The organism is Desulfosarcina cetonica JCM 12296 (assembly GCF_001311845.1).
GTDB classification, from domain to species: Bacteria; Desulfobacterota; Desulfobacteria; order Desulfobacterales; family Desulfosarcinaceae; genus Desulfosarcina; species Desulfosarcina cetonica.
Genome location: NZ_BBCC01000173.1, coordinates 1 through 12,878 on the forward strand (window position 1 = coordinate 1; position 12,878 = coordinate 12,878).

Genomic DNA, 12,878 nt, shown 5'->3' on the forward strand with positions numbered 1-12,878 from the left:
ATATTATACAAGAATGAATATAGGCATTCTTCATGGTCTTCATTAATAGTCGACAGGCTTATAGCCACATCATCAATGAGAAAAGATAATTCGATTTTATGCATTGCAATTGACGATTATGAATATTCCAATTTATTTGGCGCTGTGCAATCAACGATCAATGATACTCATTTGGCAACTGTAGTTGTTCGAAGCAAACCTCAAGGCAGACCGACAAGTACTGGTTTCTCGACAAACCATGAATATGCTGTTTTTTGGGGTAACGAAAATGTAATTATTGGTCGATTGCCGCGTGAAGGAACTAAAGCAGAACGATATCCTCATAGTGATAAAAATGGTATTTTTTCTTGGGCTAATTTCCGCAAATCGGGATCGGATTCGAATCGATCAGACCGGAAAAAATCATTTTATCCGCTTTACGTTTCACCTGAAGGAATTAGGATTCCATTGATGAAATGGGATAATAGCTCAGAGAAGTGGATTTTAACTGAAGAAACAAGAATTACAGAAAAGATTATATGGCCCATTGATGGAGCAGGAAATGAAAAAGTTTGGACCTGTTCGGCTGAACGGGCAAAAAAAGAAATTTCTGACTTAAAGCTCATAACTAAACCCGATGGTAGCCTTGAGATACATAAAAAATACAGGCCCAATCAAACTGGTGCTCTACCAGGAACTTGGTGGGAAAAACCAGAATACTCAGCAAGCGAAAGCGGGACAAAGTTACTAAAAAGCCTCTTTAATGATAAAGATTTTGATTTTCCAAAAAGTATAAATTTAGTTGTGGATAATTTACGAGTTGCCAACTTGTGTGACAAAGGTATTGTAATCGATTTTTTGCAGGTTCTGGAACCACTGGTCACGCCACAATCAATCTTAACCGTGAAGATGATGGTAGCCGTAAGTATATCCTCGTCGAAATGGGTGATTATTTTGATTCAGTGCTAAAACCAAGATTGCAAAAGGCTGTCTATTCAGAAAACTGGAAGAATGGTAAACCTGTTGATCGTCACACTGGCATATCTCACTGCTTCAAATACCTCCGGCTCGAATCATACGAAGATTGCCTGAACAACCTCGAATTCAAACAAGAAGAAACCCGCACCAAAGCGCTCGCCAAAAGCAAGGAACTTCGCGAGGAATACATGCTCCACTACATGCTGGAAACGGAAACCCGTGGCAGCCAGAGCCTGCTGAACATTGACAGCTTTGTCGATCCCACGGCCTACCAGCTCAAGGTTAAAAAGCCGGGAACGGATGAATACGAGGTCCGCAATGTGGATCTGATCGAAACGTTCAATTATCTCATCGGCCTGCGGGTCCAGCACATGGACGCCCCTCAATCCTTCACCGCCGAATTTTATCGTGAGCCGGATCCCGAACTGCCGGACGATAAGCATACCCGCCTGAAGATGGCCAGTCGTAAACAGACCCCCGATGGCCCGTGGTGGTTCCGGAAAATCGAAGGCTGGGTGCCAGGGGATAACGGGAAGAATGAAAAAATCTTGATTGTCTGGCGCAAGCTGACCGACGACCAGGAAAAAGACAATCTGATGCTGGATGAATGGTTCAAAACCATTCGGGTCAATCCGCGCGATTTCGAATACGATACCATCTACGTCAATGGCTCCAATAACTTGCCGAACCTTCGCCAGGAGGGGGAAAACTGGAAAGTCCGGCTCATTGAAAAAGACTTCATGAAACGGATGTGGGACGTGGAGGACGTGTAAGATGGCCAAGGACCTGACCAATTCCGTGGTGGACCGGCAGAATATTCTCAATAACCCATACGCCTTGCAGGAAATCGAGAAAGCAACCCGCCTCAAGGGCATTCCCTTTGAGGGGAAAACCGTGGTTGTCAAGGAGCAGGTAGCATCCTTTTTTGAAGTTACCGGTCGGACCATCGATAACTATATCGAAAAATTCGGCGATGAACTGCGCCAGAACGGTTATGCGGTACTGCGTGGTAACCGTTTGAAAAATTTTAAAAAGGCGGTTTCCGAGCAGGATGTTAACGAAATTGGTTTCGTTAACATAAAACCCCTCAATTGGGCGTTTTCGATTTTCGGGCATTTCTTGATCTGGCCATGCTGATTACCGAGAGTGAGCGGGCACGGTTGTTGCGCCAGATGATGTTGGACATCGTTATCGACACCATCAATCAACGTACCGGCGGTGGGACCAAGTACATTAACCAACGGGATGAAGATTTTCTGGTTTCGGCCTTTCAAGAGGAAAACTATCGCAAGGAATTCACCGATGCCCTTAAAAATTTCGTCGATATGGGTAATTTCAAATACCCGATCTATACCGATAAAATCTACGTGAGCATTTTCCGTGAAAAAGCCAAGGAGTACCGTAAAATCCTGCGGTTGCATGACAAGGACCGGGTCCGCGACACCTTCTATTCGGAAATTCTGGATCTGGTATCCGCCTATGAGTACGGTTTCGCCAAGGTCCTTGAGGACGCCTTTACCCGGAAAGGCAAAAAACTGACCTCATGGGAAGTGGACAAATTGTTCCTTGCTTTTGAAACCCAGGCCCATTGGAAACCGTTGATCGAAAAGGCACGCTCAAAAATGGCCAGCAGGGACTTGGCATTCCGTGACGCCCTGCATGCCCAACTCAAGGGATATATCGTGCCGCTGGATGCTGCCGAATTTGAACGTTTCCTGGGCGAAAAGAGCAAGGAATTACAGGAACGCCTTGAAGACGCCAAGGATGTCATGAAGCGGTTGAAGGACCGTTAGCCATGGCAATCGTTTATATCACTATCCAACAAGCCGTCGATATTCACGAACGAACCGTTGCGGTCAGTGGTGGAGGAATTGTCGCTCATCTGGACATCGCCAGGCTGGAAAGCGTGTTGGAACATATTCAAAATGACGATTATTATCCCACCTTCGAGGATAAACTGACCCATCTCTTTTTCAGCACCAATAAATTCCACTGTTTCCAGGATGGCAACAAACGACTGGCTCTGTCATTGGGAGCCCAGTTTCTGCTTCTCAACGGCTATGTCTTCATCACCACCAAGTTTCTCCGCGAAATGGAGAATATCAGCTACCATGTTGCGGCAGGCAGTATTGGTAAAGACCTGCTCAAGGAGATTATCAGCGCCCTTGTTAACGGCGATGAAGATAACGAAGTGCTCAAATTAAAAGTTCTAAACGCGATTCAGTCGCAGGATACATAACGCATGGCAAAACGATCAAAAGGCACCAAACGGCATCATTTCAAGGACAAGCTGATTTTGAACCAGTGGCTGATCAGCCTTTTCGGCATCGATCCGTTTCTTGAATACAAGGACGACAGTGGAAAAAAGCTGCGTCCCTTCCATAAACTGGCCGAACCGATCCGTGATCCCTTGGCGGAAGGCATGGACGCAAGCAATACCCACAAATTTTTCTACGGTCTGGCCAACGCCCTGGATTTATCCTTACCGGCAATCACTCGAGAGCAGCTACGGGTTTACGAGGACAACATCGGCCATCATACCCTGGCCATCAACGAAAAGCGTAGCAGGCCCGTGGTCTGGAAATACTTTCAGTGGCTGACACTACTGTTCACGGAAATATACCTGGACCGTTATTTTGGCGATCCACTGGCCCTGTTGGACAACCTGAACACCTTTGTCAAACGATTCAACGACCATTGGGATGTCTTCGAGGATATCGAACCTTTTATTCTGGACGACCTGAACAAGCTTTGTTTCCAAAACGCCACCGGTAGTGGAAAAACCCTGATCATGCATGTCAATCTGCTTCAGTTCAGGCATTATGCCAAACGCGCGGGACGTGAGGGGGAACTTTCCAGGGTCATCCTGCTGACGCCCAACGAGCGGTTAAGCGATCAGCACCTTAAGGAGTTTCGCCAAAGCGGCATTGATGCCATGCGTTATGTGCCGGGGCGGGATACGCTTTTCATGAGATCGGATACCCATTTGAAGAGGGTCGATGTCATGGAAATCACCAAGCTGGCGGACAGCGCCGGCCCCAACACGGAAGCCACACGTAATCTGGGCGGTGAGAACTTGCTCCTGGTTGACGAAGGCCACCGCGGAATGAGCGGCACTGAAGAGGGGGCTTGGGTCACCCGCCGTAATATGCTTTGCGAACGAGGATTTACCATTGAATACTCGGCAACTTTTGCTCAGTCAGTGACCGCTTCCAAAGACAAGAAAATCGAGGACAGCTACGCCAAGTGTACGTTATTCGACTATTCCTACCGCTGGTTCTACGAAGACGGCTTTGGCAAGGACTATCACATCCTGAACCTGACCAAAGGGTTTGAACAAACCCAGGCCACTTACCTGACCGCCTGCCTGCTGAAGTTTTATCAGCAACTTCTGGTTTTCGACAAAAAGAAAACCGAGCTTTCCCCATTCAATATCGAAAAGCCGCTTTGGGTGTTTGTTGGATCCAGTGTGGTAAAAGCCACCGGCACCAAGGTTGAAAAAGAAGTATCCTCGGATGTAGCCAAAATCATTGAATTTTTATCCGACTTCGTCAGCCAGCCGAACCGTTTCTGTCCGATCATCGAGAATATTGTCCTTCACACCGGCAAAGACACCGGCCTGTTGGATGAGCAGGGCAATGATATTTTTACAGGCACGTTTGGTTACCTGAACGAAGAGATAAGCACCCATGATGAAACCGGTAAAACCATTTACCAAGACATTCTATTACGGCTTTTCAACAACCCTGGTGGCGGGAATCTGAGATTGGATCGTATCAAGGGCGATAGCGGTGAAGTCGCCATGTACGTTGGGACCGCCGAAGAGCCTTTGGGTTGATCAATGTTGGTGATGCCCTTGGACTGTGTAAAAATATTGAAAGCGCGGGCATCAATGTGGTCATTGCCGAGAGCGATTTTTCAAGCGCGATGTTCGCAACGGTGAATGAATCCACCTCACCGATCAACGTGCTCATCGGATCGAAAAAATTCGTTGAAGGGTGGGATTGTTGGCGGGTTAGCACCATGGGCTGATGCATGTGGGCAAAAGCGAGGGCGCCCAAATCATTCAGCTGTTTGGCCGGGGCGTGCGCCTCAAAGGATACAACTGGAGCCTGAAACGAAGCGGTCACGTCGGCGTTTTCAAAAAGCCAGCCTATATTGATGAGCTTGAACGTCTGAATGTGTTTGGCATCGAAGCCGATTTCATGCAGCGCTTCAAGGATTTCCTCAAGGAAGAGGGGCTTCCCGGCAATGAACGAAAAGAAGTTTTCAAAGTTCCGTTAACCATTACCTATGGGATCGGCAAGAAACTGAAAATCATTCGACCGAAGAGAAAACGGGATGACGGGCAGGAATATAGCTTTAAAAATGATGGGCCTGTTCCAACGCTTGGTCAACATGCAGATTTGCATGCCAGAATCAACATTGAATCCGACTGGTATCCTCGCATCCAAACCGTTAAATCCAAAGGAAACCAGCAGGCAAGTGCCAAAGAGACGGCGTCATTGACCCGGACCCAACTCAGTTTCCTAAATATGGATGAGTTGTTTTTCGAGGTGGAACAATACAAACGACTTAAAAGGTGGCATAACCTGAACGTTTCAAAATCGGGCCTCCGCGAACTGCTTAACGTATCTGATTGGTACACGCTTTTCATTCCTGCTGAAAATATGGCGGCCATCCGGTATAGCAATGTGGTCTTGTGGCAACAGATCGCTGCCGAACTATTGAAACGCTATTGCGACCGCTTTTACAGCCTGAATCATCGGGCTTTTATCGAACCCCGCCTTGAAATCAGAGAGTTGGAAAAGAGCGACGATAATTTCCCGGATGAGGCCGAGGGGTATCAGTTCATTGTAGATTCCACGGAACGAAGTCTTATTGAAGATATTAGAAGAATCCAGGCTGACTTGGGTAAACCGGAAAACAAATGGTTGCAGATCGGGCACATTCGTGCTCACAGAATTGACACCCATCTATACGAACCGCTTTTTCATATTAGCAAGGGTTCTTCCATCAAGGTCTCTCCAGTGGCGCTTAACGAAAGTGAGTATAAATTTGTCATGGCGTTGCATGACTACTGCAAGGATCGGGAAATTCGGCTGAAAAAAAATAACCAGGAAATATATTTGCTAAGGAATTTTAGTCGAGGGAAAGGTGTCGGTTTCTTTGAAGCGGGTAGTTTTTACCCTGATTTTATTCTGTGGATGGTTGAAAACGACAAGCAATACATCTCCTTCATCGAACCCCATGGTCTTCGCCAGGAAGGACCGACAAGCAAGAAAATCCAATTTCATAAAACGATAAAAGATATCCAAACACGTCTCGGAGATCCAACTGTAATCCTGAACAGTTTTATTCTTTCCTGGATCAAGCAAAAAGAACTTGAATGGAGGCTGACAATCCAGCAGTTTGAAGATAATCATATCCTGTTCATGAGTGATGATAAAGATAGCTATCTTGATAATTTATTTCGAATCATGAAAAATTAAGAAAGAAACCATAGTTAACTTAACCCTCAATCCGTGGCATAAAATGTGGTTAATATAGATATAAAATATTGAATTAATATGTATAATATGGTAACTAACAGGGCGTCAAACAATCACTTCGGAGGTGACATTCATGCGGCGCCCTATCAGCATCAAACATGGAATGGAAAAGCTCACCAGCCATAGCGGGTTGATCAATATCGGTGCATTGCTTGATGCGATTAATTTCAGATTCCGTTTCGAAACGATCAACGGCATTCACTGTGTTGATCCCAAAATTTCTCATGCTGATATCCTGGGCTCGATGATTGCTCTGATGAGCATTGGAAAACCTGATTACGATGCAATTGAAATTTTCCGTGAGAAACAAGACTTTTTCAGCAAGGCCGTTGGCATCAGCGTATGTCCGTCCAGCCCGACATTGCGTCAGCGAATCGATTTGATCGGCAACCGGGCCGATACGGCGATTAAAGATGCAGGCGCCGATTTGGTCCGATCCTGCGCTCCGGCGATCTCCCCCATACACACCAGTGCCGGCGAGTTTCTTCCTCTGGATATGGATGTGAGTCCTTTCGACAACTCGAAGACACAAAAGGAAGGCGTTTCCAGAACATACAAAGGCGTTGATGGCTTCGCTCCGATCTTTGCCTACCTGGGCACTGAAGGATATCTGGTGAATCTTGAACTCAGGGAAGGCAAGCAACACTGCCAAAAGAACACCCCCGCATTCATCAACAGCACCTTGGATTATGTCCGAAAAATCACCGCTCAGCCGGTTTTGGTGCGGTTGGATTCGGGAAATGACAGCCAGGACAACTTTCCCAGCATTTCCCGAAGCAATGTTCACTTTATTATCAAGCGCAATCTGCGCAGGGAATCCCCTCAAAAGTGGGTTGATCTGGCAAAGCAAACTGGAGTGCAACACCATTGCCGCCCGGGAAAACAAGTATGGATCGGAAAGACGTGTGTGGATATCAACGGCAACCCATTGCCCTACCCAATCATCTTTGAAGTCACGGAAAGACAAACCAAAAAGGGCCAGGCGCTGCTGTTTCCCGAGTATCAGATCGATACCTATTGGTGCAGCCTGGATCAGTTGCCGCCGGATGAGGTGATCCGCCTGTATCACGATCATGGCACCAGCGAGCAATTTCACTCTGAACTCAAATCCGACATGGGTTTAGAGCGCTTGCCGAGCGGTCGTTTTTCCAGCAACAGTTTGATTCTCCATTTAGGGATGCTGACGTACAACATGCTGCGGATCATCGGGCAGATCAGCTTTGAGGAGAGTAATCCCAACGAACTACCGGGCACCCGTAAAAAGAAAGTTTCCCGGCGACGCATCCGAACAGTTATGCAGGACTTGATTTACATGGCCGGTCGATTGGTGACCCGGGGTAGACAATGGTACCTGTCGTTTGGCCAGCTGAATCCATTTTCCAAAATGATGGAACGGGTCTATCTTCGCCTGAATTTACTACCCGCTACGGAGTAGCAACGTTTTCAAAGAGCAAGGCATTAACAAGCATTTGCTTGGTGGTCGGTTATGCCCACAACCTGGACGAAAGAGCATATGTGCATAATATTTTGAGAACTGTGAGGATTTTTTCTCACCAAAGTCTGACGTGCGGGGCGACCAACCGCCGCCAAACCCTACAGCAAAATTTAGGCCACTGATTCAGGTAAAAATATATTGCTACTGCTTGGCACGTTTCAGGCTTTCAGTGCCGATAGGTATCCTGCATGAACACACCGATATTCTCGGTGTGTTCTAAAAATGCGGTAGGGTTAAGTAGGGTTTTACCTTTTCACTCTTCCAGGGCCGGTAGCTGACGCCTGTTTTTTCAACCAACTGATAGCGGAGTCGATGGGGTAGCACTTTACTCGACCAATGAAAAAAGCGTCTTTGGGGCCGGTACCAGCGGAATCACAATTGGCCAAATGACCGGAAGAATATACACCACAAGAAAATTCACTGAATCGGGGGCGTGGTACAAAAGTTGAGTTCCAGGTTTTTTTTAGGTTATCGATGTGGGTTAGAAAATCTTCGGCGGGAATGTTTGTTGCTTGTTTTGAGTTGTTGGTGAGGCTTTTACAATCTTCAGAACAATGCTTCATATAAGGCAATCCTTCTTATGAATGATTCATGTTTACCTCTTATATCGAATTTTTCAAATGGGCTATCCACTTCGCTGGCCTAATGTTATGATGGGGCATGGAGATTTGCAGAACCCATCCAATCGCAGGCATTTTCTTCTGCTTTTCATGCAGTCGCCGGTGGGGCGGTCTGAAATTTTCAAACACTTAAAATCTACCGCTCAGCCTAGTATTTCAATGGCAACAATTAGGGATATCGATGTGCCCCTTCCACCCCTCGCCGAACAACGTCGGATCATAGCCAAAGCAAACCAAATGATGACCCTGGTGGACGAGTTAGAAACGCAACTCGCCGCCTCCCGCACCACCGCAAAAAACCTCCTCGAAGCCCTCGTCGCCGAACTCTCCGCTGCCGGCACACCATCTCCAAAGAGAAAGCCTGCCCGATGAAACTCCACCGCCTTTGGATTGACTGCTTTAAAAATCTCCGTAACTGCGAGGTCACTTTCGAGCAGCCCTATCTCCTCAACGCGGTGATCGGCGGCAACGGCAGCGGCAAGTCCAACCTCGTCGAGGCCATCCTCCACATCCTAGTCGGCGTCTACCTGAACAAGCCCCCTGCGTTTGACTTCAGCTTCGATTATGAAGCCCAAGGTCGGTACGTCGAACTCTCCGCCGCCGAAGGTCGCATAGACGCCATTGTCGACGGGTATGAAATATCCATCAATCACTTCACCCGCCGCCTGCGGGATGGCGAGGCCCAGGTTTATTAGCCGGAGACCACCTTCGCCTACTACTCAGGAGACTGCGACCGCATCCGTCGCCTGATTAACCGCTACACCACGAGCTTTCGCCGCTTAATCCAGCAACCCGAGCGCGATAATTTCTGCCCGCTCTTTGTACTCTCGACCAACCAGCAGGCCCGCCATATCCTGCTTACGCTCATCGCCGTTATTGGTGCCATCCGCCTCACCAACCAGCACCATAATCTCATCCTTCTGGACGAACCCGACACCCATCTCAATCCGCAGTGGTCATGGAAATATCCCGAGACGCTCGATGAAATAGGGTCAAGTTGGCCCTTGACCCTATTTTATTGACGGCACCGTTTCCATTGACATGCTCTGCAACACCCTGGCAAATGCGAGACCGCTTCCAAATCCATGTTCATGTTTTTTCCCGGGCTCACCTGTTTTGTTAGCCAAAGCACGCTTATCGTTTCAGCAAAACGCGACAGTAAGGAGTTTACAAATCATTCCATTTGCAGAGATAATTTATGCAAAATCGATAATTTTTAAACTATTGGTTTGCCAAACGCTTTCAATGCATATATAAATTATGCATTGAAAAGGTTTTATAAACCATGACAACCAAATCCGGCCCCTCCTTTGAACAGACATTGCCCGAAGGGCAATTGGTTAATCGTGCTTGGCTGAAGGCGCGCGGATTCAACCGCCCCCGGGTGGACTATGCCTGCGGGCGGGCAAGTTAACCGCCGTGGCCCACGGCATTTACCGCCGGCCTGGACCGGCACTCAAGTGGGAGCATGTGGTCTATTCCTTGGACCAGATGGGCTGGACGGTGCACGTGGGCGGTCGCAGCGCCCTGGAGTTGCAAGGCATGGCCCATTACCTGCCCCTGGGCAATTCACAACTCATCGATCTTTACGGCGGGGGCAAAGTGCCAACATGGGTGCAGTCGTTTCAGACCTCGTTTCAATTCACGATTCATACCGCGCAACTGTTTGATCCGCTGCCCAAGTCAGCCGTGCATCACCGGCCGTTCGGGGCCTGGGATTGGCCCATACCGTTCAGCCTGCCTGAGCTGGCCCTGTTGGAGCTGCTGGCCGGTGTGCGTAATCGGGCGGACTTTGACATGGCTGACAAATTTTTTGAATCGGCGGTCAACCTGCGCCCCAGTCTGCTGCGCGACCTGTTGCTATCCTGCACCCAAGTCAAAGCCAAGCGGCTCTTCCTGTGGTTCAGCGACCGCCATGGGCATGCCTGGCACCAGGCGTTGGATACCCAAGGAATCGATCTGGGCCGGGGTAAGCGACTCATCGTCAAAGGTGGCGCTTATGATGCCACCTATCAAATAACGGTTCCCAAGGAGATGACAAATGGCCAGGAGCAATCCATATACTGAACAGGTGCGCCAGCCGTGGATAAACAGCCGTCTTATCGTTTTGACAAATCCACCTTTACCGGATAATCATATTTCGATTCTCAATCCATCACGCGTTTGTTCTTGACGTTTATTTATCATCAAATAGACCTTACCCATCCTAGCAATGGAGACGAACGGAAACATGACAATCCTGCAAAGCCACAAACACCTTGTCATCGCGGCATTGATGATCGCCTCGGTCATTCTGGCGATTTTATATCGGGTTTACGTGAGTGCGGAACCAAAAGAAACGGTCCCGACCTATTCCATCGACCGGTTTATCGCCGCGGACACCTGTGGCGGCTGTCACTCGGCTATTTTCGCCCAATGGGAACGGTCAACCCACCACCTTTCGCATACGGACACGGTTTATCTGGGGGTTTCGGATTTCCTGCGTGAAGGCCTGAAGGATCCGGACGAAATCGAGGAAGCCGAGGCCTGCGTGAAATGTCATACGCCGGTTGGTGTTATCACCGGCTATCCGACCAAGTCTTCAGATGACAGAAGCAAAATCCCGGAGCTTGCTCGAATGGGTATCCAATGCGATTACTGCCACTGCGCCACTGAAGCCCACAAAATGTACAATAACGGTCTGATTATCCAGCCCGGGCATGGCGAGGAAGACCCGGGCGTCAAGCGGGGTCCTTTCAAGGACTCGGAATCGGATTATCACGAAACCGCCTACTCCGCATTCCACACCAACGCAGAGATCTGCGGGACGTGCCACAATGTCAAACATGTGGTCTTCGCAACGGATCTGGAAACCACCTACACGGAATGGAAAAACGGTCCTTATTACTCGGATGATCCCAAGCGGCGCGTCACCTGTCAGGGTTGCCATATGGTTCAACGGCCCGGCGTTCCGGCCACGGGAAGCACCCAAAGACCACTCAACCCCGGGCAGGCCGTCGATGACGGTCCGCAACGGGAGCATATCTTCACGCACTATTTCGTCGGCGCCAATGCCTATCTGCCCAAGCTCAATGGCGATGCGGAAAAATCGCAAATGGCCATCTCACGGCTTGAAAACGCGGCAACGCTGGGCATCACACAACAAGCCCATCGCAAACTGATCATCGAAGTAAAAAATACCGGTGCCGGCCATTATCTGCCCACGGGCATGACCGAAATGCGCCAGATGTGGCTTGAAATTCTCGTCACGGATAAAAAAGGAAAAACCATTTTTGCTTCCGGCGTCAGGGATGAAAATCAATATCTGCCGGCGGATACGATCCTTTTCAACACTGTCTTTGGTGACGGCAAGGGAAATCCTGTCGAGAATATTGCCAAGGCCCGCGAAATACTCAAAGACAAACGGGTTCCCCCCGGGCAATCACTGTTTGAAACCGTTGAATTGCCCCCGGGAAAACTTAACGGCGCTACGGTCAAGGCAACCCTGTTTTACCGAAGCGCCTCTCAAAAAATGCTGGACAAGGCCACGGGTAAAGGCACACATCCCCTGCCAATCATAAAGATGGCGGAGGCTCAAGCCAGACTCTGATGGGGTGTGGACGAGCGCCTGAAAAATTGCTGAACTTTTTCTTGAATTCGGTGTCAGAGATTACAAGAATTCTAAAAATCAAGCCAACATCGGATTAACAACACTCTGGAGGGTTCCATTTCAGTAATTTTTGATCTGACCAAGATTTCCAAGGAGAGAAACTATGAAAAAGATCAACATCACCATCATCGCTATCATACTGATTTTCTTATTCCCATGTCTGTCGATGGCCGATGGGCGGAAAAACGATTCGGGTAGAGGCGTTCCGGGACAACCTGGCTACCATCATGGCGATCATAACTATAAAATGGGCCCCCATGACCGCGGACCGCAACACTTCGAAGATCGTCGAGACAATCGTGGGAAAGGTCCAAACGAACATAGACCTGACCGCTATAGAGAGCGTCGGGATTACCACAACTATCACGGTTACAGAGAACGCCCTTATGATAAAGGCCGCCATTATGGTCATTACAAGCATAAAGGGCACCGATATGAATATTACGGCCATTGGCGTTCATGGGATGAGTGGGACAGGTATTCCAGAAAAAATCCTCACATACTCAGACAGGGACATTATTACCGGGATAATGCCCATTTAATGTTCAGAGTCTGCGAACCTGGCAGTGGCGCCTGTTTCTTTTTTTCAATTGGGAGATAAGGCC

At 48.4% G+C, this 12,878-nt stretch carries 15 protein-coding genes; 14 read left to right on the top strand and 1 reads right to left on the bottom strand.

All coding sequences use genetic code 11. The features are described 5' to 3' along the window. The 11 genes from JCM12296_RS38990 to JCM12296_RS26790 form a co-directional block, all read left to right on the top strand. Positions 1-948, top strand: a 948-nt coding sequence (locus tag JCM12296_RS38990; RefSeq protein ID WP_218188298.1) for a site-specific DNA-methyltransferase, incomplete at its 5' end; no start/stop codon positions are given. 197 nt (positions 949-1,145) lie between these two features. Then, entirely contained in the window at positions 1,146-1,730 is a 585-nt protein-coding gene (locus tag JCM12296_RS26760) for a hypothetical protein (RefSeq protein WP_157067923.1), read from the top strand. A gap of 1 nt (position 1,731) precedes the next feature. Then, positions 1,732-2,094: a hypothetical protein gene (locus JCM12296_RS42575; RefSeq protein ID WP_218188299.1), complete on the top strand. Its 363-nt coding sequence runs from the start codon at positions 1,732-1,734 to the stop codon at positions 2,092-2,094. Continuing rightward, entirely contained in the window at positions 2,088-2,750 is a 663-nt protein-coding gene (locus tag JCM12296_RS26765) for a hypothetical protein (RefSeq protein ID WP_218188300.1), read from the top strand. Before JCM12296_RS42575 ends, JCM12296_RS26765 begins: the two co-directional genes overlap by 7 nt. Before the next feature lie 2 nt (positions 2,751-2,752). Then, positions 2,753-3,196: a type II toxin-antitoxin system death-on-curing family toxin gene (locus JCM12296_RS26770; RefSeq protein ID WP_054699592.1), complete on the top strand. Its 444-nt coding sequence runs from the start codon at positions 2,753-2,755 to the stop codon at positions 3,194-3,196. Positions 3,197-3,199: 3 nt separating this feature from the next. After that, positions 3,200-4,795: a DEAD/DEAH box helicase family protein gene (locus tag JCM12296_RS42580; RefSeq protein ID WP_218188301.1), complete on the top strand. Its 1,596-nt coding sequence runs from the start codon at positions 3,200-3,202 to the stop codon at positions 4,793-4,795. Beyond that, a complete protein-coding gene (locus tag JCM12296_RS42585) occupies positions 4,792-4,989 on the top strand; it encodes a hypothetical protein (protein ID WP_218188302.1) in 198 nt (65 codons plus the stop codon). Before JCM12296_RS42580 ends, JCM12296_RS42585 begins: the two co-directional genes overlap by 4 nt. Positions 4,990-4,994: 5 nt before the next feature. Continuing rightward, a complete protein-coding gene (locus JCM12296_RS42590; RefSeq protein ID WP_218188303.1) occupies positions 4,995-6,449 on the top strand; it encodes a hypothetical protein in 1,455 nt (484 codons plus the stop codon). Between the two features lie 133 nt (positions 6,450-6,582). Continuing rightward, positions 6,583-7,944, top strand: coding sequence for an IS1380 family transposase (locus tag JCM12296_RS26780; RefSeq protein WP_054699594.1), 1,362 nt, complete (start codon positions 6,583-6,585; stop codon positions 7,942-7,944). A 644-nt stretch (positions 7,945-8,588) separates the two neighbouring features. Beyond that, positions 8,589-8,996, top strand: a complete 408-nt coding sequence (locus JCM12296_RS26785; RefSeq protein ID WP_054699596.1) for a restriction endonuclease subunit S — start codon at positions 8,589-8,591, stop codon at positions 8,994-8,996. Beyond that, positions 8,993-9,319 carry an AAA family ATPase gene (locus tag JCM12296_RS26790; RefSeq protein WP_054699598.1) on the top strand — a complete coding sequence of 109 codons (327 nt, stop codon included), beginning with the start codon at positions 8,993-8,995 and terminating at the stop codon, positions 9,317-9,319. The genes JCM12296_RS26785 and JCM12296_RS26790 overlap by 4 nt, the downstream gene beginning before the upstream one ends. A gap of 84 nt (positions 9,320-9,403) precedes the next feature. On the opposite strand, the gene JCM12296_RS48190 is transcribed toward JCM12296_RS26790, so the two are convergent. Beyond that, positions 9,404-9,532: a hypothetical protein gene (locus JCM12296_RS48190; RefSeq protein WP_281492166.1), complete on the bottom strand. Its 129-nt coding sequence runs from the start codon at positions 9,530-9,532 to the stop codon at positions 9,404-9,406. Between the two features lie 442 nt (positions 9,533-9,974). Here JCM12296_RS48190 and JCM12296_RS26795 point away from each other — a divergent pair, with 442 nt between their 5' ends. The 3 genes from JCM12296_RS26795 (at position 9,975) to JCM12296_RS26805 (ending at position 12,815) form a co-directional block, all read left to right on the top strand. Beyond that, the gene (locus JCM12296_RS26795; RefSeq protein WP_054699600.1) at positions 9,975-10,691 is read left to right on the top strand and encodes a type IV toxin-antitoxin system AbiEi family antitoxin domain-containing protein; all 717 of its coding nucleotides are present in this window, start codon (positions 9,975-9,977) and stop codon (positions 10,689-10,691) included. Between the two features lie 163 nt (positions 10,692-10,854). Further along, positions 10,855-12,213, top strand: coding sequence for a multiheme c-type cytochrome (locus tag JCM12296_RS26800; protein WP_054699602.1), 1,359 nt, complete (start codon positions 10,855-10,857; stop codon positions 12,211-12,213). A 233-nt stretch (positions 12,214-12,446) separates the two neighbouring features. Next, complete coding sequence (locus JCM12296_RS26805) at positions 12,447-12,815, top strand: hypothetical protein (RefSeq protein WP_054699604.1); 369 nt, start codon at positions 12,447-12,449, stop codon at positions 12,813-12,815. The last annotated feature ends 63 nt before the right edge of the window (positions 12,816-12,878 follow it).